This window comes from Streptomyces sp. NPDC093018 (assembly GCF_040684035.1).
In the GTDB taxonomy this organism is placed as follows: Bacteria; Actinomycetota; Actinomycetes; order Streptomycetales; family Streptomycetaceae; genus Streptomyces; species Streptomyces murinus.
On the sequence record NZ_JBFBFF010000027.1, the window covers coordinates 1 to 24,906 of the forward strand.

21 protein-coding genes are annotated in these 24,906 nt (G+C 72.7%); 9 read left to right on the forward strand and 12 right to left on the reverse strand.

Translation table 11 applies throughout. The annotated features are described in order from the left end of the window. The 7 genes from AB0N90_RS35890 to AB0N90_RS35920 form a co-directional block, all read right to left on the reverse strand. Positions 1-687 (reverse strand): adenosylhomocysteinase (locus AB0N90_RS35890; RefSeq protein ID WP_365203487.1); only part of this gene is annotated, 687 nt, incomplete at its 3' end. A 293-nt stretch (positions 688-980) separates the two neighbouring features. Continuing rightward, positions 981-1,961 carry a cation diffusion facilitator family transporter gene (locus AB0N90_RS35895; RefSeq protein ID WP_365203489.1) on the reverse strand — a complete coding sequence of 327 codons (981 nt, stop codon included), beginning with the start codon at positions 1,959-1,961 and terminating at the stop codon, positions 981-983. 129 nt (positions 1,962-2,090) lie between these two features. Continuing rightward, the gene (manA, locus tag AB0N90_RS35900) at positions 2,091-3,242 is read right to left on the reverse strand and encodes a mannose-6-phosphate isomerase, class I (RefSeq protein ID WP_365203491.1); all 1,152 of its coding nucleotides are present in this window, start codon (positions 3,240-3,242) and stop codon (positions 2,091-2,093) included. Positions 3,243-3,364: 122 nt separating this feature from the next. Then, complete coding sequence (locus AB0N90_RS35905) at positions 3,365-4,492, reverse strand: SIS domain-containing protein (protein WP_365203493.1); 1,128 nt, start codon at positions 4,490-4,492, stop codon at positions 3,365-3,367. Between the two features lie 112 nt (positions 4,493-4,604). Then, positions 4,605-4,775: a Trm112 family protein gene (locus AB0N90_RS35910; protein ID WP_361673752.1), complete on the reverse strand. Its 171-nt coding sequence runs from the start codon at positions 4,773-4,775 to the stop codon at positions 4,605-4,607. A gap of 113 nt (positions 4,776-4,888) precedes the next feature. After that, positions 4,889-6,253, reverse strand: coding sequence for a phosphomannomutase/phosphoglucomutase (locus AB0N90_RS35915; protein WP_365203495.1), 1,365 nt, complete (start codon positions 6,251-6,253; stop codon positions 4,889-4,891). A 171-nt stretch (positions 6,254-6,424) separates the two neighbouring features. Next, positions 6,425-6,847 (reverse strand): DUF3499 domain-containing protein, encoded by a 423-nt coding sequence (locus AB0N90_RS35920; RefSeq protein ID WP_079661865.1) that lies wholly within the window; start codon positions 6,845-6,847, stop codon positions 6,425-6,427. Positions 6,848-7,141: 294 nt separating this feature from the next. Here AB0N90_RS35920 and AB0N90_RS35925 point away from each other — a divergent pair, with 294 nt between their 5' ends. Then, positions 7,142-7,597, forward strand: a complete 456-nt coding sequence (locus AB0N90_RS35925; protein ID WP_365203497.1) for a metallopeptidase family protein — start codon at positions 7,142-7,144, stop codon at positions 7,595-7,597. Positions 7,598-7,806: 209 nt separating this feature from the next. Here AB0N90_RS35925 and AB0N90_RS35930 read toward each other — a convergent pair whose 3' ends face one another. Next, entirely contained in the window at positions 7,807-8,199 is a 393-nt protein-coding gene (locus tag AB0N90_RS35930; protein WP_136101004.1) for a nuclear transport factor 2 family protein, read from the reverse strand. 97 nt (positions 8,200-8,296) lie between these two features. Here AB0N90_RS35930 and AB0N90_RS35935 point away from each other — a divergent pair, with 97 nt between their 5' ends. Continuing rightward, the gene (locus AB0N90_RS35935) at positions 8,297-8,755 is read left to right on the forward strand and encodes a MarR family transcriptional regulator (RefSeq protein WP_365203498.1); all 459 of its coding nucleotides are present in this window, start codon (positions 8,297-8,299) and stop codon (positions 8,753-8,755) included. Positions 8,756-8,833: 78 nt separating this feature from the next. Here the strand turns inward: AB0N90_RS35935 and AB0N90_RS35940 are convergent, their stop codons facing one another. From AB0N90_RS35940 to AB0N90_RS35950, 3 genes are all read right to left on the reverse strand, one after another. Then, the gene (locus AB0N90_RS35940) at positions 8,834-10,351 is read right to left on the reverse strand and encodes a DUF5719 family protein (RefSeq protein WP_365203500.1); all 1,518 of its coding nucleotides are present in this window, start codon (positions 10,349-10,351) and stop codon (positions 8,834-8,836) included. Continuing rightward, the gene (locus AB0N90_RS35945; protein WP_365203556.1) at positions 10,348-14,151 is read right to left on the reverse strand and encodes a glycosyltransferase; all 3,804 of its coding nucleotides are present in this window, start codon (positions 14,149-14,151) and stop codon (positions 10,348-10,350) included. Before AB0N90_RS35945 ends, AB0N90_RS35940 begins: the two co-directional genes overlap by 4 nt. 224 nt (positions 14,152-14,375) lie before the next feature. Then, complete coding sequence (locus tag AB0N90_RS35950; protein WP_003975777.1) at positions 14,376-14,639, reverse strand: WhiB family transcriptional regulator; 264 nt, start codon at positions 14,637-14,639, stop codon at positions 14,376-14,378. Positions 14,640-15,260: 621 nt separating this feature from the next. On the opposite strand from AB0N90_RS35950, the gene AB0N90_RS35955 reads away from it, so the two are divergent. From AB0N90_RS35955 to AB0N90_RS35970, 4 genes are all read left to right on the forward strand, one after another. Further along, complete coding sequence (locus tag AB0N90_RS35955; RefSeq protein WP_365203502.1) at positions 15,261-15,779, forward strand: cysteine dioxygenase family protein; 519 nt, start codon at positions 15,261-15,263, stop codon at positions 15,777-15,779. A 34-nt stretch (positions 15,780-15,813) separates the two neighbouring features. Further along, the gene (gene cofD / locus AB0N90_RS35960) at positions 15,814-16,773 is read left to right on the forward strand and encodes a 2-phospho-L-lactate transferase (protein WP_365203504.1); all 960 of its coding nucleotides are present in this window, start codon (positions 15,814-15,816) and stop codon (positions 16,771-16,773) included. Further along, positions 16,770-18,092 (forward strand): coenzyme F420-0:L-glutamate ligase, encoded by a 1,323-nt coding sequence (locus AB0N90_RS35965; protein WP_365203507.1) that lies wholly within the window; start codon positions 16,770-16,772, stop codon positions 18,090-18,092. The genes cofD and AB0N90_RS35965 overlap by 4 nt, the downstream gene beginning before the upstream one ends. 128 nt (positions 18,093-18,220) lie before the next feature. Beyond that, the gene (locus AB0N90_RS35970) at positions 18,221-19,261 is read left to right on the forward strand and encodes a DNA-3-methyladenine glycosylase 2 family protein (RefSeq protein WP_365203509.1); all 1,041 of its coding nucleotides are present in this window, start codon (positions 18,221-18,223) and stop codon (positions 19,259-19,261) included. 164 nt (positions 19,262-19,425) lie between these two features. On the opposite strand, the gene AB0N90_RS35975 is transcribed toward AB0N90_RS35970, so the two are convergent. Next, positions 19,426-20,508 (reverse strand): sugar phosphate nucleotidyltransferase, encoded by a 1,083-nt coding sequence (locus AB0N90_RS35975; protein ID WP_085565034.1) that lies wholly within the window; start codon positions 20,506-20,508, stop codon positions 19,426-19,428. Positions 20,509-20,691: 183 nt separating this feature from the next. Here AB0N90_RS35975 and AB0N90_RS35980 point away from each other — a divergent pair, with 183 nt between their 5' ends. The 3 genes from AB0N90_RS35980 to AB0N90_RS35990 all read left to right on the forward strand — a co-directional run bounded on the left by AB0N90_RS35980 (position 20,692) and on the right by AB0N90_RS35990 (position 24,792). Beyond that, on the forward strand, positions 20,692-21,438 hold the full coding sequence (locus tag AB0N90_RS35980) for a TIGR03089 family protein (RefSeq protein WP_365203511.1): 747 nt from the start codon (positions 20,692-20,694) through the stop codon (positions 21,436-21,438). A gap of 99 nt (positions 21,439-21,537) precedes the next feature. Beyond that, the gene (locus AB0N90_RS35985; RefSeq protein WP_365203512.1) at positions 21,538-22,716 is read left to right on the forward strand and encodes an LCP family protein; all 1,179 of its coding nucleotides are present in this window, start codon (positions 21,538-21,540) and stop codon (positions 22,714-22,716) included. Between the two features lie 231 nt (positions 22,717-22,947). Continuing rightward, positions 22,948-24,792, forward strand: coding sequence for an LCP family protein (locus tag AB0N90_RS35990; RefSeq protein WP_365203514.1), 1,845 nt, complete (start codon positions 22,948-22,950; stop codon positions 24,790-24,792). Positions 24,793-24,906: the final 114 nt, after the last annotated feature.

Genomic DNA, 24,906 nt, shown 5'->3' on the forward strand with positions numbered 1-24,906 from the left:
CGCCGGGAACAGCAGCACACCGTCACGCTGCATCTCGTACAGACGGTGCACACCCGTCGTGGTCTCCTCGGTCACACCGCGGATCTCGGAGGCCAGCTGGGTCCACTTCTGCGAGCCGTCCGTGATGGTGCGGTGCAGCAGTTCGAGGATGACGCGGTGCTCGTCGGACTCGGCGGTCTCCAGGCCGGGGACCTTGCCGTCCTTCTCGTACTCGACGCCCTTGTGGACGAGGAGGGTGGCGTCGCCGCCGTCGTCCAGGATCATGTTCGGGCCGCCGGTGGGGCTGTCCGGCCAGGTCAGCGCCTGCTCGGTGCACCACCAGTACTCATCCAGGGTCTCGCCCTTCCAGGCGAAGACCGGGACGCCCTGGGGGTTGTCCGGCGTGCCGTTCGGGCCGACGGCGATGGCGGCGGCCGCGTGGTCCTGGGTGGAGAAGATGTTGCAGGAGGCCCAGCGGACCCGGGCGCCGAGGGCGACCAGGGTCTCGATCAGCACGGCGGTCTGCACGGTCATGTGCAGGGAGCCGGTGACGCGGGCGCCGGCCAGCGGCTGGGTCTCGGCGTACTCCTTGCGGATCGCCATCAGGCCGGGCATCTCGTGCTCGGCGAGGGTGATCTCCTTGCGGCCGAACTCGGCCAGCGAGAGATCGGCGACCTTGAAGTCCTGTCGGTTGTCGACAGTCGTCATGACGAGCTGCTCCTCGGAATCGGGGCGAGGGTGGATACGGCTGGTCTGCGCGGCGGCGGACATACGAATGCCCGGGAAGAGGACACAGGCATGCCCACGTGCGCGCAGCGCAGTCCGTCGGAGGCCCTCTCTCCCTCGGACGGTCCGTGATGGGACCGCCCGACCGCCATCAGCAGCGACGTCTGGCTCCCCCAAGCTACACCGGACCGCCCGGTCGCCCACAGTCCGCGTCCGCATGGTTCAAGCCGTATCCGAGGCGGCCGCGTGGTCCCCGGCGGGGTGGGCGGTGCCGGTCAGTGGCCGCCGACGTGCGGGTTCGGGCCGCCGGGGGTCGCCAACGGGTCCGGGCCCTTGGCGGCCTCGGTCTCGCTGTAGATGTCGGGTTCGAGGTAGATCACACGGGCGATCGGGACGGCGGTGCGGATGCGGTCCTCGGCGGCGTCGATGGCGGTGGCGACCTCGGCGGCGGTGTCGTCGTGCCGTACCGCGATCTTGGCGGCGACCAGCAGTTCCTCGGGGCCGAGGTGGAGGGTGCGCATGTGGATGATGCGGGTGACCGAGGCGCCGTCGACGGTCGCGGCCTCGATCTTCTTGATCACGTCGAGGCCGGCCGCCTCGCCCAGCAGCAGCGACTTGGTCTCGGCGGCCAGGACCAGGGCGATGCAGACGAGCAGGACACCGATGCAGATGGTGCCGACGCCGTCCCAGACGCCGTCGCCGGTGAGCACGGAGAGGCCGACGCCGCCGAGGGCGAGGACGAGACCGATGAGCGCGCCGAAGTCCTCCAGCAGGACGACGGGCAGTTCGGGGGCCTTGGCGCGGCGGATGAACTGCGACCAGGACAGCGAGCCGCGCAGTTCCTGGGACTCCTTGATCGCGGTGCGGAAGGAGAAGCCCTCGGCGAGGATCGCGAAGACGAGGACGCCCACCGGCCAGTACCAGTTCTCCAGGGAGTGCGGGTGGGAGACCTTCTCGTAGCCCTCGTAGATGGCGAACATGCCGCCGACGGAGAAGAGGACGATCGAGACGAGGAAAGCGTAGATGTACCGCTCGCGGCCGTAGCCGAAGGGGTGCTGCGGGGTGGCCTCGCGCTGGGCCTTCTTGCCGCCGACGAGCAGCAGGAACTGGTTGCCGGAGTCGGCGAGCGAGTGGACGCCCTCGGCGAGCATCGAGGACGAGCCGCTGAAGGCGAACGCCACGAACTTCGATGCCGCGATCGCGAGGTTGGCGCCGAGTGCCGCCACGATCGCCCTGGTACCGCCTGACGCGCTCATGTGTCCGCGTTGTCCCTTCGGTCTCTGCTCGGTCTCTGCGCCTTTGCCCGGCCTTTGCCGGTGGGCCATTCTTGCAGCCCGGCCGGGCCCCGACGCGTCAGGTATCCACAGCCCCGGTCATACGATCCGTCAGACGCGCACGGTGGCGCGGAAGACCGTACCCGCACCCGAGATCCCGGCCTGCTCACCCGCGGGGACGAACACCGACTGCCCGGGGCCCAGTTCGTGCTCGCCCGCGCGGACGGAGCCGGCCGTGCACAGCAGGATCTGCGGGGTGTCCCGGGTGAGGTCGTGGGCGGCGCCGCCCTCGGCCAGGGCGTACCGGGAGAGCCGGAACTCGTCGATCGGCGTCTCGTAGACCTCCTCGCCGTCCGGGGCGGCCTCCGGCCGCAGTACGCCGGGGTCGCCCGCCTCGAAGCGGACGACGCGCAGGAGTTCGGGCACGTCGACGTGTTTGGGGGTCAGACCGCAGCGAAGGACGTTGTCGGAGTTGGCCATGATCTCGACGCCCAGGCCGTCGAGATAGGCGTGCGGGACACCGGCGCCCAGGAACAGGGCCTCGCCGGGCTGGAGACGGACATGGTTGAGCAGCATGGCCGCGATGACGCCGGGGTCGCCGGGGAAGTGGTGGGCGAGGTCGGCGTACGGGGCGTGGTCGCCGCCCAGGCGGGCGCAGGCCGCGGTGGCCTCGGCGACCGTGCGGGCCATGTCGGCGCGGTCCGCGGAGAGGATCGCGGTGAGGACCTCACGCAGGGCCGCTTCCTCGGGGCGGGCGGCCAGGAGGTCGACGTAGGGCTTGAGGGAGTCGACGCCGAGGGCGGCGAGCAGTTCGGCGGCGTGCGCCGGTTCGCGGAAGCCGCACAGGCCGTCGAACTCGGTGAGGGCGCAGATCAGTTCGGGCTTGTGGTTGGCGTCCTTGTAGTTGCGGTGCGGCGCGTCGATCGGGACGCCTCTGCGCTCCTCGTCGTCGTAACCCTCCCTGGCCTGCTCCAGATCGGGGTGCACCTGGAGGGACAGGGGCGCGCCGGCGGCGAGGATCTTCAGCAGGAAGGGCAGCCGCGGGCCGAACCTGGCCACCGTCTCCTTGCCCAGTTCGCGCTCCGGGTCGGCGTCGATCACCTCGGCGAGCGTGCCGCGCGCGGTGTGCGAGGGGGCGCCGGGGTGGGCGCCCATCCACATCTCCGCCTGGGGTTCGCCGGTCGGTTCGACGCCGAGCAGCTGCGGGATGGCGGTGGGGGAACCCCAGGCGTAGGGGCGGACGGTGTTGTCGAGGCGGTCCATGTGTCTTCTCTGTCTTCCGTGCGTGCGCTGCTCGGCCGGCGGGCCTCGCGCGGGGCGCGGCGGCGGGGTGCGGGCCGTGGAAGGGCGGGCCCGGGGCCGGTGCGGACCGGCCCGGGGCCAGATCAGGCCCCGGAAGCGAGCGCCAGGTAAACGGCGGCGAAATCCGTGACGGCGATCAGTTCCGCGAGGGTCTCCAGTTCGCCGCCCTCCTCGGGTTCGAGTTCGCTGATCGGCGTGTCGTGGCTGAGGGCCAGGTCACGGGCGGTGGGGGCGGCGGAGAGGCCACCGCTGGGGCGATCGCGCAGCAGCACCACGCGCGCGTGCAGCGCGGGCGCCTCCTCGACGCGGTCGCGGAAGAAGTCGTCCGGGTCGGCGCTGGCGGCGAGCGGGCCGGCCAGCAGGGCGCCGTGCACGGCGAGTGCCTCGGGGAGCTCGGCGACGACGGCGGGGCGGCCGGCGAGTTCGGCGAGGGCGGCGGCGAAGCGGCGGCCCGCGGGGCCCGCGGAGGCGCCCTCGGTCCACACCACGGGGAGCGCGTCGGCGAGTTCGGCGGCGACGGTCTTGGCGGGGTTGCTGTAGGCCACGATGGCGGGGCCGCAGCGCTCGGCGATCCGGTCGAGGCGGTCGGCGACCTTCTCCAGGGCCTCGGGCGGGGCGGTGAGCAGGCCGATCCGGTCCAGGAGCGCGAGCAGCGGGGTCAGCAGGGCCCAGAAGACGCCGGGCGAGGACGCGGCGAGCGGTTCCTCATGGTCGTACGGCGCCGTCGCCATCGGTACGAACAGTGCGTGGCTGACGCCGGCGGCCTCGGCGAGGGGGGTGCCGGCCGGGGCGACGGCGACGACGGTGACGCCGCGGCGGTACGCCTGGTCGGCGAGGAGGGCGAGGCTGGGTTCGGTGCCGTCCGGGGTGGTGATCAGGAGGAGGTCGACCGAGCCGGCCCAGCCGGGGAGTTCCCAGCGCAGGGCGCCCGCGGCGGGGGCGACGCCGGTGGGCGCGAGGCGGACCACGGGGCTGCCGGGTCCCGCCAGGGTGCCGAGAAGGTCGGCGGTGTGGGTGGCGGCGGCGCCGGGTCCCGCGATCAGTACGGCGCGGGGGCGGCCGTCGGGTTTGAGGTTGCCGACACCGGCCTCGGCGGCATGCCGGGCGGCGGTGCGGACGCGGGCGCCGGCCTCGGCGGCACCGCGCAGCAGGCCCCGGCGGTCGGCCTCGGCGAGGCCCTCCGGGCTGTCGAGCAGCGATTCGTCCAACATGGGCGGCAGCCTCCGATGGCCGGGGGTGGCTACGACGATCTACGACGCTACGGGGTGCGGGGGTCTCCGACGGTACGGCGGTGTCCTCGCCGGTACGAGGGACCGGGCCGCGTCACTCGGGGCGGCGGGCCTCGTCCACGAGGAGGACCGGGATGCCGTCGCGGACCGGGTAGGCGAGACCGCAGTCCTGGCCGGTGCAGATCAGCTCGGCGTCCTCCTCCTTGAGGGGAGCGTGGCAGGCCGGGCAGGCGAGGATCTCCAGGAGGCCGGCTTCGAGCGGCATGGGGTGTGTCCCTTCGGGGGCGAGGTTTCTTGGACCGCTGGTCAGCGTACCGCTGTGGGGAGGGTGGGGCAGGGGTCGCGGTACCGCCTCCGCCCCGCTGGAGCCGACCGGGGTCACGCCCGGATGATCGCCAGGGCCTCGTCGCGGATCTTGGCCATGGTGGGCTCGTCCTTCGCCTCGGCGTTCAGGCGCAGGAGGGGCTCGGTGTTGGAGGGGCGGACGTTGAACCACCAGTCGGGGGTGGAGACGGTGAGGCCGTCGAGGTCGTCCAGGGTGACGTCGGCGCGGCCCTCGTAGGCGGCGCGGATCGCGGCGAGGCAGGCGGACTGGTCGGCGACGGTGGAGTTGATCTCGCCGGAGCCCGGGTAGCGGTCGTACTGGGCGACGAGCGAGGACAGCGGGCCCTCCTGGCCGCCGAGGGCGGCGAGGACGTGCAGGGCGGCCAGCATGCCGGTGTCGGCGTTCCAGAAGTCCTTGAAGTAGTAGTGCGCGGAGTGCTCGCCGCCGAAGATCGCGCCGGTGCGGGCCATCTCGGCCTTGATGAAGGAGTGGCCGACCCGGGTGCGGACCGGGGTGCCGCCGTTCTCGCGGACGACCTCGGGGACCGTGCGGGAGGTGATCAGATTGTGGATGATCATGCCTTCGCCGCCGTTGCGCGCCAGTTCGCGGGCGGCGACCAGGGCGGTGATCGCGGACGGGGAGACCGGGTCGCCGTTCTCGTCCACGACGAAGCAGCGGTCGGCGTCGCCGTCGAAGGCGATGCCGAGGTCGGCGCCCTCCGCCGGGACCCGCTTCTGGAGGTCCACGAGGTTGGCCGGATCGAGCGGGTTGGCCTCGTGGTTCGGGAAGGTGCCGTCCAGTTCGAAGTACATCGGCACGAGCGTCAGGGGCAGCCCGGCGAAGACCGTGGGCACCGTGTGGCCGCCCATGCCGTTGCCCGCGTCGACCACGACCTTCAGGGGGCGGATCGCGCGCAGGTCGACCAGTGCGCGCAGATGCGCCGCGTAGTCCTCCAGCGTCTCGCGCGAGGTGAGGGTGCCCGGCTCGGCGGCCGGCTCGGGGGCGCCCGACTCCAGCCACTTCTCGACCAGTTCACGGATCTGGGTGAGGCCGGTGTCCTGGCCGACCGGGGCGGCGCCGGCGCGGCACATCTTGATGCCGTTGTACTGGGCCGGGTTGTGCGAGGCCGTGAACATCGCGCCGGGCAGGTCCAGCGCGCCGGAGGCGTAGTAGAGCTGGTCCGTGGAGCACAGGCCGATCTCGGTCACGTCCACGCCGCGGTCCGCCGCGCCGCGCGCGAAGGCGCGGGACAGGCCGGGGGACGAGGGCCGCATGTCGTGGCCGACGACGATCGCCGACGCGTCCGTCACCTGCGCGAAGGCGGCACCGAAGAGCCCGGCCAGCGTTTCGTCCCACTGGTCCGGTACCACTCCGCGTACGTCGTACGCCTTCACGATCTGCGACAGATCAGCAGCCACGGCCGGCCCTCCTGAAGTTCTCTGGACCCCCACAAACTACCCGTCCGCGGTAAGGGGGAGGTGTGCGGACACCGGCAGGGCGCGCGGTCGTCACCGGGAGGAGTGGCGGGGGGCGGGCGGCGCTCCGGGCACCCCTGCGGGGGACGGCTGTCATCCCCCTACGGGCGTCCGTCAGTTGTCGGGGGAGCGCAGGACTCGCAGATGGCCGCGGCGGGCCACCTCCATGGGGTCCGCGGTGCGGGCTCCGCCGCCGGCCCCGGCCGCGCGCTCCTGGGGGCGGGCGGCCTCGCGCACGGCGTTGGCGAGCGCCTCCAGGTCGTCACCGCTGGGGCGGGCGGGGGCGGAGCCGTCCAGGAGACGGACGACCTCCCAGCCGCGCGGGGCGGTGAGGCGCTCGGAGTGCTCGGCGCACAGGTCGTAGCAGTGGGGTTCGGCGTAGGTGGCGAGCGGGCCGAGGACCGCGGTCGAGTCGGCGTAGACGTACGTCAGCGTCGCGACGGCGGGTCGGCCGCAGGCGGTGCGCGAACAGCGACGTACAGGGCTCACGACGTTGGACGGTACCGCACTCTTGAGCGGGCCGCGACGACTCTCCACCAGGTCACTCCCCCGTGTCGTGCTGTGAGACGCCCCACATACCCCTGAGAACAAGCCCTGTTGAGCCGCGCGGAGGGGGGCTTCGGGGCGTTGAGGAAGGACTGTTTCCGGTCATGAGTCAGTACAAACACGGTCAATTGCCTTGAGTTCTGGGGACTTGAGGGGTTCGGGGACGGTTGCCGAAAAGAGCCGGGCCGCGGCCGGAACGGTCGTCCCGCGACAGGGATTCACCGGTGGCCGGTTGGCGCGTGCGGCCGGGCGGGCCGGGCGGCCGAGGACTACGCTTCACCAGTGATGGACAACCCTGTACCGCCCCGAGCCGCAGGCCCCGGGCCCCGTCGCCGTGATCGTCACGGACGGGGCATGCGGGGGCCGATCGCACCGCCGCAGGTGCCGTTGGCGGCGAGCAGGGCGGAGATGTTCGCGGATCTCGTACAGGACTCCGTGGAGCGGCTGGAGCGGCGGTGGCCGCAGCTCGCCGAGGTGGAGTTCCTGGTCCTGGAGGTGCCCCGGCTGGAGGGGCAGGAGTCCGTCGCCCTGTGGGGGGACGAGGCGGTGCCGCTCGGCGGGATCATGCCGGCGCGGGAAGGGCGGCGGGCCCGGGTGGTCGTGTACCGGCGCCCGGTGGAGATCCGGTCGAAGGGGCGCGACGAGCGGGCGGCGCTCGTCCATGAGGTGGTCGTGGAGCAGGTCGCGGAGCTGCTCGGGCTGACGCCGGAGACGGTGGATCCGCGGTACGGGGAGGAATAGGGCGGCGCCGGGGCCCGATGGAAGGACCCCGGCAAGCCGGGTCGGCCCTAGGGTCTTTCGTTTGGATCAGGTCGGGTCAGGGAGCGGGGTCTGGTGCCGTGCATCGCAAGGCGGAGGAGGGCGACATGGCGGAGCCATGGCAACCGACGACAACGCCGCGAGGCGCGGTGCCAGGGCCCGCGAGCCCGGCATGATCCAAACGAGAGGCCCTAGCGGGCGCTGCCCAGGTCGCGGTCCGCGCTGGAGCCCTGGAGCATCAGGGTGGTCTCCTCGATGCGGCTGAACCGGCCGTCGGCCGCCAGGTCGGCGAAGACATAGACCTCCATCTGCACGGTCGTGCCGTCCTTCTTGGTGATGTGGGCGGTGTGCCGGTCGGCGTACCGGTTGCCGTCCGTCAGCTCCTCGTGGACCTCGACGTGCCCGTCGGCGACGAGGGTGCGCAGGTGGGCGATGTGGTCGAGGAACTCGCCGCGGTCCGCCCACTCCCCGTCCGTGCGCTGGCGGTACTCCGGGGCGAAGTGGCGGTCGGCGGCCTCCTGAAGGGTCAGCTCCTCGTTGAAGAGCAGGTCGGTCAGGGCGGCCTCGATACGGGTGCGGGTCATGGCAGGTCCTCTCAAAGAATCCGAGATGCGTGCGCTGCGCACGCTTCGCCATGACTGTAGCACCGGATGCGTGCGTTGCGCACGCTATTCTTCGGGCATGGAGTCATCGCACACGGAAAACGAAGTCGGGCAGGAGATCGCGGACGCCCTGGGCGTGCTGCTGCGGCGCACCACCCGCACCCGGCTGCACCAGAAGCTGACCGAGGGCATGGGGGAGGCGGTGGACGAGCTGACCTACCCCGTCCTCAGCGCCCTCGCCCGGATCGGCCCGTGCAGCGCGGCCGAGCTGGCGCCCGAGGTGGGCCTCGACCGCTCCGGCGTCACGCGCCGGGCCTCACGGTTGCAGGACGCCGGTCTCGTACGGCGTGAGCCCGATCCCACCGACCAGCGCGCCCAGTTGCTGGTCCTCACCGAGCCGGGGCTGCGGGCCGTGGACGAGCTGCGCGGGCGGCTGGCCGCCCACATCATGGCGAGCCTGTCGGAATGGCCCCCGGGGGAGGCCGAGGCCTTCGCACGGGGGCTGCACCGCTTCACGCTGGAGGGTCCGTTCGCGTGAAACGTCGGCCTGACACGTTCGCCTGACGGGCGGACCGGGCGGGTCAGGGGAGGCAGTGCCCCTGACCCGCGCGCCCTCTTACTTCTGGAGGATCGAGAGGTCCTCGCTCGTCCTCGGGACCGAGACCAGGCCCCTGTCGTTCGGCAGGGTCTGGATGGTGAAGCCGGAGGGGTCGGTGGAGGTGAGGGTCCGGGAGGCGTAGAGGGGGGTGGTGGTGAGGGGTTCGACGGTCAGGGCGTAGGTGCCCTTGGCGCCGGAGGGGACCGGGGCGTCGATGTCCTGGGTGGTGCCGGCCGTGATCGTGTAGGTCTTGCTGACCGCCGTGCCGCCGTCGCTGCCCGCCGAGGCGGTGACCTTGACCTTGGCCGTGGCGGTGGGCGCCGTCAGGGCGAGGGTGGTGTTCTTGGCGCTGTTGCCGGCCGCGGTGGCGCGCGCGCCGACGGGGGCGGTGGCCGGGATGAACGCCGTCTCCTGGTTCGCGCCCTTGCCCCGGACCACCCGCAGCGCGGCGACGACCGGCACCGACTGGTCGGTGGGGGTCAGGACCAGGGAACCGGCCTCGCCACGGGTGAGCGGGCCGAGGTCGGCCGAGGTGGTCATGCCGGACTTGACGTGCAGTTCCTCATTGCCCGCCGGGGTGATCAGGCCGTCGGGCGAGGCCAGGCGGATCTTGAGGTCCGCGTCCGCGTCGCCGGGTGTGAAGGCGATCAGGCGGACGTCGGTGGCGTCCTTGGGGATGCCGGGCAGCACCAGGCTGCCGGCCGGGTCGGCGGCCGCGGCCAGCCAGTCGCCGCCCGACTTGTCGTCCAGTGCCTGCACCGTCGCGCCGACCCGCCCGCTGCGCACGCTGACATGCACGGTCAGGTCGTCCTGGTGCTCGTCGGTCAGCGTGGACAGCAGGACCGGCTCGCTGCTGTGCGGTTTGACCGTGAGGTTCTCCCCCAGCGGCGACTTGATCGCGCCGTTCTTGCCGTACAGCTCCACGTCCACGACGGCGGCGGAGTCGTCCGGGTTGGTCAGATGGACGTAGTCGGTGCGGCTCGCGGCGGTGCTGGCGCCCGGGAACCAGAACTCGGTGTCCGCGGGCGTGCAGGTGACGCCCTGGAGGCCGCGGCCGGTACCGGCGGCGATCTCGGTGGTCTCCTGGACGGTCCAGCCCGGCGCGAACTTCCCGTCCGCGGTGCCGATCAGCGCGGGCGTGTCGGCGCCGGAGGTATCACCGGTGACCGGGGTGCCGGGCGCCTTCGGGGTGAGCGCCGGCTGGTCGGCGGTCGTCTTCTTGCCGCTCTTGCCCTTGCCCTTGCTCTGCTGGGTGCCGTCCGTGCCGTCCGCCGACTGCACGGGGGCGGCCTGGAGTTGGGCCTTGCCGCTGCTCGGGGCGCCCTGGGTGACGGGTGTGAACGAGGTGTACGTCGTGTCCGCGATGTCCGACACGCTGGGCGCCGGGCACAGCAGACCGGTGCGCTGCACGGGCAGTTGGGCGGCGGCGCCCGGTGCGGGCGCGCCGGACGCGGACGGGGTGGCCAGCGCGGCGACCGCGGTGACGGCGGCCAGCGCGGTGGTGCCGGCGATCAAGGACAGGGTGGTGCGGTTCACTGCTGGCTCCCGTCGGGGTGCTCGCTGCCGGTGCCATGGGGGTGCTGGGCGGGGTCGTAGCCCTGCTGGGTGGGGTCGTACGACGGGTCGTAGAGCTGCTGCTGGTAAGCCGCCGGGTCGTACGGCTGCTGTTGCTGCTGCTCGGTGGTGCCGCCGTAGGCGTACGGGTCGTACGGGGCCGTGCCGTAGGGGTCGGCCTGGTACGCCTGCTGGTCGTAGCCGCCCTGCTGGTAGGCGTCGTTGCCGTAGCCGGGGTACGGGGTGTTCCCGTAGGGGGTGGCGTACGACTCGTCGTAGGAGGGGTCGTACGGCTGCTGGTGCGGGATCTCGGGCCCGGCCGGGGCCGGAAGCGCCTCCGGGACCTCCCCTGCGGGCATCTGTGCCATGGGCGGCTCCCCCACGGGTGCTTCCCCTGCGGGCATTTCCGCGGCGGACTCCTCCTCGGCCTGGGCGCGCAGGCGGCGGGCGCGGCGGCCCTCGCCCGTGGGGATCTCCGCGGGCAGCGGCTCCTCCTCGGGGAGGTCGTCGTCCACGTCGCGGCGGCGGCCCGGCAGGGCGAGGACGACCAGCACGACGGCGAGCGCGCCCTGCGCGAACAGCCAGGCGGTGTGGGTGAGGGGCGCGTCGTAGGTGACGTCCAACCGGCCGCCGGTGGACGGGAGCCGGAAGCCCTGGGCCCAGCCGTCGACGGTGGTGCGGGTGAGCGGCTTGCCGTCGAGGGTGGCGGTCCAGCCGGGGGCGGCGCTGTCGGCGAGGCGCAGGACGCGGCCGTCGGCGCCGGACGGGACGGTGGTGTGGATGTCCACCGGTCCGGCCTCGACCGGCCGGGTGCTGCCGGAGTCGACGGAGTCGGAGGTGCCTGCGGGCAGGATGACCGCGCGGGAGACCTCCTGGTCGACGCGCCACAGGGCGTTGCCGTTCTGCTGGCTGAGCCGGGCCAGGCCGGGGGTGGCGTCCAGGACGCGGGTGATGTCGCGGGGCGCGCCCTTGTGGACGAGGACGTAGCGCACCGCGAAGCCGCCGAGTTCGTCGGCCTGGTCGGCGCCGGAGCCCGCGACCAGGTTGGCGACGATCTTGTCCAGGCGGGCGTTCTGGCCGTCGGTGGCGGCGAATTCGGCGTCTCCCATGCGGGCGCCGGCGCCGCGCACCAGGGTGTAGCTGACGTGCGCGGTGGAGTCGCTGTCCAGGACGAGGGTGCGGGCCCGGTCGCCGGTGGTGGAGTCCTCGGCGACGAACGCGGGCACCTGGGCGGGGTCGCGGCGCTGCACGGGGCCGTCGGCGCCGCGGAACATCCAGGCGGCGCCGAGCAGCAGCGGGCCCACGGCCGCGGTGAGCGCGATCAGGGCGGCCACCGGCTGGCGCCAGCCGAAGCTCTGCTCGGCCACGCGCGCGCGGGCGCCGTCGGCGCCGAGGGCGGCGGCGGCCAGCAGGGCGATGCCGTAGACGAGGGTGGCCGGTCCGGCCCAGGCGGACCGGTTGGCGAGGACCGCGAGGACGAGGCCGATCAGGGCGACGACCCAGGCGATGTGGATGCCCAACCGCCGTTCGGAACGCAGCAGTGCGGCGAGGGCGGCGAGCACGATGCCGAGCAGCAGCAGGCCGCTCGTGGTGCCGGGGCCGCCGGGGCTGGCGCCGAGCAGGTCGAGCGCGGAGGCGGAGGAGGCGCCGTAGGCCAGGCCCGCTTCCTTGAAGAAGCCGGTCGGCAGCAGGGTCAGCGACCAGGGGGCGAGGAGGAGCAGCGGGGTGCCGAGCTGCACGAGCAGGCGCAGGCCGTGGGCGATCAGGTCGGCGCGGCGCAGCACGAGCACGCCGAGGCCGAGGATCAGCGCGATGGGCCAGACGATCGGGGTGAAGGCGGTGGTGATGGTCAGCAGCAGTGCGTACGCCCAGGTGGCGCGCCAGCTGCCGCGGGCGCCGGTGCGGCTGGTGAGGCCGCTCGCGGCGACGCCCGCGCGGGCGATCAGCGGCAGCAGTACGGCGAGCACGGCGGTGCCGATGCGGCCGCCGGCCAGGGCGCCGGTGGTGGCGGGCAGGAAGGCGTAGGCGATGGCCGCCCAGGCGCGCAGCAGCCGGGAGGTGACCAGGGGCCGGGAGGCGAAGTAGGCGGTGCATCCGGCGAGCGGCACCGAGCAGACCAGCAGCACGGTGACGGCGACTCCGGCGGAGCCGAACAGCAGGGTGGCCAGGGTGGCGACGAGGGCGAGGTAGGGCGGTGCGGCGGGGGTGCCGCCCGCGCCGACCGGGTGCCAGGCTTCCGCGAAGCAGGTCCACAGTTCACCGGCGCTCGCCGGGGCGGGCAGCAGGGCGCCGCCGCCGAGCGCGCCGCCGGAGAGCAGGGCGCGGCAGGCGACCAGGGAGATGACCAGCAGGGCGAGGAAGAGCACCGGGCCGGGCCTGCGGGCGATCCGCTTGAGGCGGACGAACTGCTCGACCTCCAGGAAGTCGGCGTCGTCGCCGCCGGGCCCGGACTCCACGGCGCCGCCGTGCCGGCCGGCCGAGGTGGTGTCGGTGTCGGAGCCGCTGGTGAAGTTGCCCGCGAACTGCTCCACGGTGGCGCGGACGGTGGCGCCGGGCGGGGGGAAGAGGGAGCGCAGTTCGTCCTTGCCGATCTGCGGGGTGCCGCGGCGGCGCCGGGCGGCGATGATCCGCTCGGGCCGCAGCAGGGTGCCCAGCAGACCGCGGATCTCGTCGACGGCCTGGCCCGGGACCTTGCCGACCAGGTAGGCGACGGTGCGCAGCAGGGTGCCGAGGACGAGCCGCAGCAGCACCCAGGGCAGCGCGGCGGTACGGGTGTTGGCGAGCAGGGTGTGGACGGCACCGGCCTTGTCGACCTTGTGCGGGGAGGCGGCGGTGCGGCCCACGCAGTCCACGGCGCGGCGCTCGCGGGAGGCGGCCTCGGCGTGTCGTACGACCGCGTCGGGGGCGATCAGGACGCGGTGGCCGGCGAGATGGGCGCGCCAGCACAGGTCCACGTCGTCGCGCATCAGGGGCAGCCTGCGGTCGAAGCCGCCGAGCTGTTCGAAGACGTCGCGGCGGATCAGCATGCCGGCGGTGGAGACGGACAGCACGGTACGGACGTGGTCGTGCTGGCCCTGGTCCTGTTCGCGGCGGTCCAGACCGGTCCAGCGGCGGCCGGAGTTGGCGATGGAGACGCCGACCTCCAGCAACTGCCTGCGGTCGTACCAGCCGCGGAGTTTGGGGCCGACGATCGCCACGTCGTCGCGGCCCAGTTCGAGTTCGTTCTCGACGACCCGGAGCAGCTGGGCGAGGGCGCCGGGTTCGGGGGCGCAGTCGTCGTGCAGCAGCCAGAGCCACTGGATCGGTTCGCCGTAGGGCAGTTCGGGGAGGTCGTAGGCGTCGTCGCGCCAGGTGCGGGTGGCCGGGTCCCAGCCGCTGGGGCGCTTGAGGTAGGGCAGCTCGTCCGGGGTGAGGACGGGGACGGTGCGGCTCGCCTCCTCGACGGCCTGGCCGAAGCCGGTGCGGCGGGCGAGGTGCAGCACGCCCGCGTCGCCGAGGGCTTCGCCGAGCAGCTGGGCGGAGTTGTCCGCGCTGCCGGTGTCGGCGGCCACCGCGTGCTGGACGGGGCGTTCCTGGCCGAGCAGCCCGGCGAGCGCGTCGGGCAGCCAGCGCGCGCCGTCGTGGGAGACGAGGACGGCGGTGACGACATGACGCGGAAACTCGGGTGGGCGGGCCGGGTCGAACGCAGCTTGGCGGGCCGGGTCGAACGCCGCCTGGCGGGCTGGGTCGAACGCTGCTGCGGCGGCCGGGTCTTGGGCTGCCGTATGGCTGTGCACGGACATCGAGGTACGGGCCCCGGTTCGCTGGACTGCGGTGGACACCTGCGGTCCCCGGGCCTCGATGGGCTCGCGGGGGCAGCGGGTCGTCTCGGACGAGCGACCACACTATCGGCTGCCCACGACGACGGCCCGCCGCCTGTGGATAACCCACGGGCCACGGGCCGTTCGTGATGTTTTCGCGGATATGGCGCGGGTATGTACCGGGTGCCCGCGGCGCCGGCTCGCGGTCAGACGGCGGCCTTCTTCAGGCGGCGGCGCTCCCGCTCGGACAGACCGCCCCAGATGCCGAAGCGTTCGTCGTTGGCGAGGGCGTACTCAAGGCATTCGGAGCGGACCTCGCAGGCGAGGCAGACCTTCTTCGCCTCTCTGGTGGAGCCGCCCTTCTCGGGGAAGAAGGACTCGGGGTCGGTCTGGGCGCACAGTGCGCGCTCCTGCCAGCCGAGTTCCTCGTCCGCGTCGTCGACCAGCAGTTGCTGCACCAGCTCGGTCATGTGCGCCCCTCGTCTGTCTTTCGCGTCCCCGTGCGTACGCCGTTACCGATTTCGGCTGAACGACACGAGTGAAATTACAAGTGTGCTGCTCCGGGCGAGTCAAGCCGAGATCTGCTATTGAGCCCGTTATTCACTCTGCGGAACCAAGGCCATGCGGAAAGTGTTCAAATCGGCATAAAGCACGACACGCATCCGCTCCATGAAGGAAGACGCCCTGACGTTCGATCGCGTTGCACCGCTCGTCGCGCGCTCGGATGTGCCCCATGTGTCCCGGTCCCCCGAGCAGCAAACCTCCCACGCGGCAGTTGACCCGGATGGGGTGAAATGTGTCCCACATGGCGGTCGTCGAGTTGACAGCACTGGTGTGAACCGTTGTCCTAGGGGGCATGCTCGCGAACTCGGTACCCACCTCGACCCGCACCGCCGGGTCCCACGGTGCTGCCCGGGCCCGCTGTAGCTGTTGTCGCTGTTCCAGCTGTTGAGCCGGACTCTTCCTCTTTCTTTCGGGTCCCCGCTCCGGCTGTCGCCGACGCCTCGTCCTTCCGCGGCTCGGTCGTCCTTCCCTCGCAGCCCCCTCCGCCGGGCTTCCACTCTTCTCCGCCGAGGAACCAGCACACCCCCATGAACAGCGACAACGACCTCCAGATCGCCGGCGACCTGCTCGAAGTGCCGCACCTGCTCCAGCCGCCGCGCGAGCACCCGGCCACCGTCGCCGAGTTCGCCGGACTGGCCCGCGCCATCGCCGCCGACCGCGCCCAGTGGGCGGACCTCGTCCGCTACGACGCCACGACCCGCTGGTACCACCGGCTGCGCACCGGCCCCGGTTACGAGGTCTGGCTGCTGTCCTGGGTGCCGGGGCAGGGCACCGGCCGGCACGATCACGGCCGCTCCTCCGGCGTCCTCACCGTCCTGGAGGGCACGCTCACCGAGCACACCCGGCGCGGTGCCAGGACGCTCGCGCCCGGCGCACAACACGTGTTCGCGCCGGGGTACGCCCACGAGGTCGTCAATGACGCGCTGGAACCGGCGGTCAGCCTGCACATCTACTACCCGGGTCTTACCGAGATGCCCATGCACCCCGCGGCGCACGCCGGGGCGCACACCTCCCCCTCCTGCGCAGCGCGTCCGGTGACTGCCTGACGCGTTGTCGGACCCTCCTGCAAGACTGGTTCCCATGCGCATTGTGGTTCTGGCAGGCGGTATCGGTGGTGCTCGGTTCCTGCGTGGTCTCAGGCAGGCCGCGCCCGACGCGGACGTCACGGTGATCGGCAACACCGGCGACGACATCCACCTCTTCGGGCTGAAGGTCTGCCCGGACCTCGACACGGTGATGTACACGCTGGGCGGTGGCATCAACGAGGAGCAGGGCTGGGGGCGGTCCGAGGAGACCTTCCATCTCAAGGAGGAACTGGCGGCCTACGGGGTCGGCCCCGAGTGGTTCGGGCTCGGCGACCGTGACTTCGCCACGCACATCGTGCGGACGCAGATGCTCGGCGCCGGCTATCCGCTGAGCGCGGTCACCGCGGCGCTGTGCGAGCGGTGGAAGCCGGGCGTGAAGCTGATCCCGATGACCGACGACCGGGTGGAGACGCATGTGGCCGTCGAGGTCGACGGCGAGCGCAAGGCGGTCCACTTCCAGGAGTACTGGGTGCGGATGCGGGCCGGTGTGCCCGCCGAGGCCGTGGTCCCGGTCGGCGCCGAGCACTCCAAGCCGGCCCCCGGCGTCCTGGAGGCGATCGCCGAGGCGGACGTCATCCTCTTCCCGCCGTCCAACCCGGTCGTGTCCATCGGCACGATCCTCGCGGTCCCCGGCATCAGGGAGGCCATCGCGGACGCGGGCGTGCCCGTGGTCGGCCTGTCCCCCATCGTCGGCGACGCGCCGGTGCGCGGGATGGCCGACAAGGTGCTCGCCGCGGTCGGCGTGGAGTCCACGGCCGCCGCGGTCGCCGAGCACTACGGCTCGGGCCTGCTGGACGGCTGGCTGGTCGACACCGTGGACGCGGCGGTGGTCGAGCGCGTGGAGGCCGACGGCATCCGCTGCCGTGCCGTACCGCTGATGATGACCGACGTGGCCGCCACCGCGCAGATGGCGCGGGAGGCGCTGACGCTGGCCGAGGAGGTGCGGAGCGCGTGAGCGTGGACCGCGCGGAGCGTCCCGCGTTCCAGGTCTGGGCGCCGGCCGGGCTGCCCGAGGTGCAGCGGGGCGACGACCTCGCCAAGCTGATCGCCGTCGCCGAGCCCGGCCTGGCCGACGGGGACGTGGTGGTCGTCACCTCCAAGATCGTGTCCAAGGCGGAGGGCCGGATCGTCCGGGCCACCGACCGGGAGGCCGCGATCGACGCGGAGACGGTGCGGGTGGTGGCCCGCCGGGGCACCCTGCGGATCGTGGAGAACCGGCAGGGCCTGGTCATGGCCGCGGCCGGGGTCGACGCCTCCAACACCCCGGCCGGGACCGTGCTGTTGCTGCCCGAGGACCCGGACGCGTCCGCCCGGACGATCCGTGACGGCCTGCGCGATGTCCTCGGGGTCGAGGTCGGGGTCATCGTCAGTGACACCTTCGGGCGACCCTGGCGCGCGGGGCTCACGGATGTGGCGATCGGCGCCGCCGGGGTGCGGGTGCTGGACGATCTGCGCGGCGGCACGGACGCGCACGGCAATCCGCTCAGCGCCACCGTGGTGGCCACGGCCGACGAACTGGCCGCCGCCGGTGACCTGGTCAAGGGCAAGGCCGAGGGGCGGCCGGTCGCGGTGGTGCGGGGCCTGTCCCAGGTGGTGGGAGAAGGCGGCGGGTCGGACACCGGCGCGCGGGCGCTGGTGCGCGCCGCGGCCGACGACATGTTCCGGCTCGGCACCTCCGAGGCGGTCCGCGAGGCCGTGACCCTGAGGCGCACCGTAAGGGCGTTCACCGAGGAGCCGGTGGATCCGGGTTCGGTACGGCGGGCGGTGGCGGCGGCCGTGACGGCGCCCGCGCCGCACCACACCACGCCCTGGCGGTTCGTGCTGCTGGAGTCGGCCGAGTCTCGGAACGAACTGCTGGACGCGATGCGGGACGCCTGGATCGCCGATCTGCGCCGGGACGGCAAGAGCGAGGAGTCCATCGCCAAGCGGGTCCGGCGCGGCGAGGTGCTGCGCGACGCGCCCTGTCTCGCGGTGCCGTGCCTCGTCATGGACGGCTCGCACCACTACGGGGACGCGCGGCGCGACGGTGCCGAGCGGGAGATGTTCGTCGTCGCCATGGGCGCGGGCGTGCAGAACTTCCTGGTGGCGCTGGCCGGGGAGCGCCTCGGCTCGGCCTGGGTGTCGTCCACGATGTTCTGCCGGGACGTGGTGCGCGACACGCTCGGGCTGCCCCCGGAGTGGGATCCGATGGGCACGGTGGCGATCGGGCATCCGGCCCAGGCGCCGAGTCCTCGGGGGGAGCGGGACGCGGAGGCGTTCATCGAGGTGCGGTGAGACGGGGGCGGGGGCTAGTGGGGACGGGGGCCTAGTCTCGAAGGACGACACCGGCGGCGCCGACCCCGGCGGCCGCACTCGGCCACTCGGCCACACTCAGCCGCACCGGCGACCCGAGGATCTGATCCGTGGCAGGACGTTTCGTTCAGCGGCCCACGCGTACGGCTGTGCGCGGTGGGCAGGCCGGCGTGTCCGCGGGCGGTACGGGAGGCGCGAGTGGTGCGGGTGGGATACCGCGGCAGGCCGCGGTGCCCACGCGGGTGCGGCGGTGGGTGCCCGAGGGGCCGCTCGATCTCGGCCTGGTGCTCGGGCCGCTGCGGCGCGGGCCCGCCGATCCGACGTTCCGGGCCACGGCGGACGGGTCCGTGTGGCGGGCCTGCCGCACCCCGGCCGGGCCCGGCACGCTGCGGGTACGGGCGTACGGCGGTGAGGTGCTCGGCGAGGCGTGGGGGCCGGGGGCCGAGTGGCTGCTCGACGGTCTGCCCGCGCTGCTCGGGGCGGGCGACGATCCGGAGGCGTTCGTGCCCCGGCACCGGGTGGTGGCGATGGCGCGGCATCGGCGGCCGGGGTTGCGGCTCGCGCGGACCGGGCTGGTGCTGGAGTCGCTGATCCCGTCGGTGCTGGAGCAGAAGGTCACGACGGATGAGGCGTACCGGGCGTGGCGGTTGCTGGTGCGGCGGTTCGGGGAGCCCGCGCCGGGTCCTGCGGGGTTCGGTGAGCGGCCGATGTTCGTCATGCCCGCGGCGCGGACGTGGGCGTTGATTCCCTCCTGGGAGTGGCATAGGGCCGGGGTCGACGACAAGCGTGCGTCCACGATCCTGCGGGCGGTGCGGGTGGCCGCGCGGATGGAGCAGGCGGTGGACATGCCCCCGGGGGAGGCTCGGGCGCGGCTGGAGGTCGTGCCGGGGGTGGGGGTGTGGACGTCGGCGGAGGTGGTGCAGCGCAGCCATGGGGCGGCGGACGAGGTGACGGTCGGGGATCTGCATCTGCCGGGGATCGTGGGGTGGGCGCTGGCGGGCGACCGGCACGCGGACGACTCCGAGATGCTGCGTCTGCTGGAGCCGTACGCAGGGCAACGGCACCGTGCCGCCCGGCTGATCCTGCTGAGCGGTCTCGTCCCGGCCCGGCGCGTCCCGAAGATGCCTCGGGTGGACATCGGGTTGCTCTGAACCGGGGCTGGGCGGGGAGGAGTTCCGCCGCACGACCAGCGCCCCGAAGGGGCGCGGGGAACTGCGCGACCAGCCACGGCGCGACCGCACCCGGCGATCCGCCCGCGCCCCGGTCCCGAGGGGGCCGGGGCACCGCCCCGCCACGGTCGCACCGGCCCGCTGGACTACTGGTCGGAAGAGAACCGCACCGCCCCCGCCGGAATGCGCGCGTCGCACCACACCCGCGCCCCCTCGCGGAGCTCGTTGTCGGGGCCGATGACCGCGCCGTCGCCGATGACCGTGCCGGTGAGGACGGAGCGGGTGCCGACGCGGGCGCGGGTGCCGATGAGGGAGTCGGTGATGACCGCGCCGGGTTCGATGACCGCGCCCGGCAGGATCGTCGAGCCGAAGACCCGCGCGCCTTCCGCGACGAACGCGCCCTCCCCCACCACCGTGCCCCCGGTCAGCTTCGCGTCCGGCGCCACCTGGGCCGTCGGCAGCACCAGCCGGTCACCGCAGCGCCCCGGCACCGCGGGCGACGGCGCCCGCCCGAGCACCAGGTCGGCCGAGCCGCGCACGAACGCCGCCGGGGTGCCGAGGTCCAGCCAGTACGTGGAGTCGACCATGCCCTGAAGGTGCGCCCCGGCCGCGAGCAGCTGGGGGAACGTCTCGCGCTCCACCGACACCGGCCGGCCCGCCGGGATCGCGTCGATGACCGAGCGCCGGAAGACGTACGCCCCCGCGTTGATCTGGTCGGTGACGATCTCCTCGGGCGTCTGCGGCTTCTCCAGGAAGGCCAGTACCCGGCCCGTCCCGTCGGTGGGCACCAGGCCGTAGGCCCGCGGGTCGGACACCTTCGTCAGATGCAGCGAGACGTCCGCGCCCGTCGACTCGTGGGTGTCGACGAGGGCCCGGATGTCCAGGCCGGTCAGGATGTCGCCGTTGAAGATCAGCACCGGCTCGTCGGGCCCGGAGTGCAGCCGCGAGGCGACATTGCGGATCGCCCCGCCCGTGCCGAGGGGCTCCTCCTCGGTGACGTACTCAAGGTGGAGGCCGAGCGCCGAGCCGTCGCCGAAGTACGGCTCGAAGACCTCGGCCAGATAGCTGGTGGCAAGGACGATGTGCTCGACGCCCGCCGCTCTCGCCCGCGCCAGCTGGTGGGTGAGGAACGGCACGCCCGCGGCCCTGACCATGGGCTTGGGCGTGTGCACGGTGAGCGGACGCAGCCGGGTGCCTTTGCCGCCGACCAGGAGGATCGCTTCTGTCACCTGTCGTCTCTGCTTCCTGCCGGGACCGGCCGAAGTAACTCGTTCTACTCGTATCGGCCGGTCAGTGTATGCAGACCGTAGCGACGGAGGCCGTGACGGCCACGCGGTTCGCCATGAGACGGGTGTGAGATCAGTGAGAGACGCGCCCCCGTCGCACGCCCCCGCGCGCGTACCCTGTGGCGGGTGAACGCCACCGATCGCACCCCCGCCGACCTGCTGACTTCCGCTCTCGCCGCGGATCCCGGCCGCCCGCTGGTGACCTTCTACGACGATGCCACGGGCGAACGCGTCGAACTCTCGGTCGCCACCTTCGCCAACTGGGTGGCCAAGACCGCGAACCTCCTTGAGGGCGACCTCTCCGTGGAACCCGGCGACCGGGTCGCGCTGCTGCTGCCCGCGCACTGGCAGACGGCAGTGTGGCTGCTGGCCTGCGCCTCGGTGGGCGCGGTCGCGGACGTGGCCGGGGATCCGGCGGCGGCCGATGTGGTGGTCAGCGGGCCGGACGCGCTGGAGGCGGCGCGGGCGTGCCGGGGCGAGCGGGTCGCGCTGGCCCTGCGGCCGCTCGGCGGACGGTTCCCGCAGCCGCCGCAGGGGTTCCTCGACTACGCCGTGGAGGTGCCGGGCCAGGGCGACAGGTTCACCTCGCCGTACGGCGGGGAGGCGGCGCTGATCGTGGCCGGCGCGGAGTTCAGCGGGGCCGAGGTCGTGCAGAAGGCCCTCGCCGACTCGGCCGGGCTGGACCTGACGGGGCCCGGCTCGCGGCTGCTGTCCGGGTTGTCGTACGACACCTGGGAGGGGCTCAGTGCGGGGTTGTTCGCGCCGCTGGCCAGCGGGGGATCCGTGGTGCTCTGCCGGAATCTGGAGCGCCTGGCCGAGGACGCGCTGGCGAAGCGGATCGAGAGCGAGAAGGTGACGGCGGTACGGCGGTGAACCCCGCCTGATCCGGCAGGCCCGGCCCCCCTCTTGGAGTAGTACAGGGCGCCTCCTCCCGGCCCGCGCCCCATGGTCGTAGGGACACCTCCTACGACCATGGGGCCTGACACCGTGACCGACTCCCCTCCCCCCGCCGACGGTTCGTCCGCGTCCGGGGCGGGGCTGGCGCGGCGGCGACGGCGGCGGTGGGCCAAGGGGGCCGGGCTCGGGGCGGTGGTCCTGGTGGCGGCGGCCGTCGGGGCGGGGTGGACGGCGTACGCCCGGCTCAGTGCCAATATCCGGCCCGATGACGCGGCGGCCGCCGAGCTCGACCGGTACGCGCGCGAGCGGCCCGCGGTCCTGGCGCCCGGGGCCCGGAACATCCTGCTGATCGGGTCCGACAGCCGGGCCGGGAGCGGCAACGCCCGCTACGGGCGGGACCTGGGCAGCCAGCGGTCGGACACGACGATCCTGCTGCATCTGGCGGCGGACGGGCGCGGCGCCACCGCCGTGTCCGTCCCCCGGGACCTGATGGTGGACATCCCGGGCTGCCTCCAGGACGACGGCACCCGGGGCCGGCCGGTGTTCGCGATGTTCAACCACGCCTTCGAGCTGGGTGGTTCGGCGTGCACGGTCCGTACCGTCGAGAAGCTGACGGACATCCGCGTCGACCATCACATGGTCGTGGACTTCAGCGGGTTCAAGGACATGGTGGACGCCGTCGACGGGGTGCGGGTCTGTCTGAAGGAGCCCGTCGACGACAAGGCGGCGAAGCTCAGGCTGCCCGCGGGCGAGGTCACGCTCGACGGGGAGCAGGCCCTGGGCTATGTACGGGCCCGCGAGTCGCTGGGCGACGGCAGCGACACCGAACGGATGCGGCGCCAGCAGCGATTCCTCGGCGCGCTGGTCACCAGGGTGCGCGGCAATGACGTACTGCTGAACCCCTTGCGGCTGTACGCCGTACTGGACGCGGCGACTTCCTCTCTCACCACCGATCCCGGACTGGCGAATCTGGGTGATCTGTACCGATTGGTGCGAACGCTGCGCGACATTCCCACCCGGCATATGCAATTCCTGACGGTGCCGAGAGAGCAGTACGTCTACGACGCCAACCGCGACCAACTCGTGGAGCCCGAGGCCGAGAAGCTCTTCAAGCGGCTGCGCGCGGACCAGCCGGTGGTGGTGGAAGGACAGGCGCCCGAGAAGCCGCCGGCACCGCAAAAGGGCACAAACGGCGGCCCTTCTCCCGCGCCCACCTACACCGGGAACACGGCCGCCGAACACGGTTGCGCGTAAGGCGTTCGCCAAGGCCGCCGACTTCCGTTCAGAAAATGAGGCGGATTGCCCAGTTGTAGGGACGACGGATTTGTCACCGGCGTCCCTAGACGCTGAACTGGGCGGATAGTGTGAGCGCTCCGGTGCACCCGGCCACGAGGTCCGACCTGGGGTCGTGCACTGTTTCACCGAGACCCGAGCGCCTTTGAGGGGGAAGGCGCCGCGTGGCCCCGACGGAGGATTCGGACAACCGTGGACGCGCAAGGCCGTGGGCGGGCGGACAACATCGATCCCGCAGACCAGTGGGTGCTCAATCCGAACACCGGCGAATACGAACTGCGACTGCCTCCTTCCGGAACGCAATCGGTTCCCGGTCCGCGCAAGCCGTCCGCCCAGGACGGCGGTGGCACCCGGCGCCGCCGGCGCAATGACATGGCGCCCGGTGAGACCCGTGAGATGAGCAAGGTGCCCGCGCAGGACGGCGGGCCCGAGGGGGGCGGGACGCGCACCCAGGAGGGGGGCCGTACCCGGGACGGCTCCCGCGCCGGGGACAAGGCGCGCGCCGGTGACGTGCCGCCGCCGCGGAGCTCCCGGCGTCGTACCACCGAGCCCGAGGGCGCGCCGGGACGGCGGGGCCGCCGGCCGGTGAAGAAGAAGTCGAAGGCGAAGAAGGTGCTGGCGTGGACCGCCGGCGGCACGGCCTTCGCGCTGGTCGCGGTCGGCGCCGCCGGGTATCTGTACCTCAAGCACCTTGAGGGCAACATCAGTTCCACCGATGTCGGGGACGCCGGTTCCAAGGGCTTCAGCAAGGACGAGGCCTTCAACCTGCTGATCATCGGTACCGACAAGCGCACCGGCAAGGGCAACGAGGGCTACGGCGACTCCGGCAGCGTCGGGCACGCGGACACCAACATCCTGCTGCACGTCTCCAAGGACCGGACCAACGCGACCGCGCTGAGCATCCCGCGCGACCTGATCGTGAATGTGCCGGACTGCCCGACCAAGCAGCCGGACGGCTCGACCAAGGTGGTCCAGGGCACCGACAATGTGCGCTTCAACACCAGCCTCGGCCAGGACGGCCGCGACCCGGGCTGCACCATGCGCACCGTCGAAGAGGTCACCGGCATACATGTCGACCACTTCATGATGGCCGACTTCAACGCGGTGAAGACGCTGACCAGCGCGGTCGGCGGGGTCGAGGTGTGTGTCGCGCACCCGGTGGACGACAAGGAGTCCCATCTGAAGCTGCCGGCGGGCAAGTCGGTGGTGGAGGGCGAGCAGGCCCTCGCCTTCGTGCGCACCCGGCACAGCTTCGGCAACCAGGGCGACCTGGACCGGATCAAGGTGCAGCAGCAGTTCCTGGGCTCGCTGATGCGCAAGATGTCCTCCGGTGACACCCTGAGCGACCCCTCGAAGCTGATGGACCTCGCGGAGGCGGCCACCAAGGCGCTGACCGTCGACACCGGCATAAAGAGCATCAACACGCTGAAGGACATGGCGCTGGAGCTCAAGAAGGTGCCGCCGAAGAACATCACCTTCACCACGGTGCCGGTGGTGGACAACCCCGCCGAGAAGGTCCACGCGACGGTCGTCCTCAACCAGTCGGCGGCGCCGTCGGTCTTCCAGGCGATACAGAACGACGTCTCCTTCACCGACGTCAAGCGCAAGCAGAAGGCCGCCAAGGACGCGCAGGCCGCCCGGCTCAAGGGCACCAAGTCCGCGCCCGGTGACGTACGCGTGCGCATCCTCAACAGCGAGGCGGCACCGGGCAGCGCGCAGGCGGTCCTCGACTGGCTCCAGAACACCGAGGGCGTGCTCAAGTCGGAGAACGCGGGCAACGCGCCGGCCGGGCTGCAGAAGACCACCCTGGAGTACGCGCCCGACCAGGCCGCGCAGGCCCGGGAGCTGGCCGCCCTGATGGGGCTGCCCGGCTCGGCGCTCAAGCCGGGTTCGAGCGTCGTCAACTCCCAGGGACTGCCCGCGATGACCCTGACCCTGGGCAAGGACTTCAAGGCCGCGGGCACGCCGATCGCCGCCCCGGACACGGCACCGAAGGTCGACAAGTCAACGGCCAACGAGGTTAAGTGCGCCTCATAGGTAACCCTGCGGGCCCGTCGTGCGTCTAACTACTCGGCGCGGGACGGGCCCGTCGCATGGCGCAAAAGGGCGGGGAGGGCAGGGAGAGTGGCGCAGAGCGAAGTGCAAGGTGAC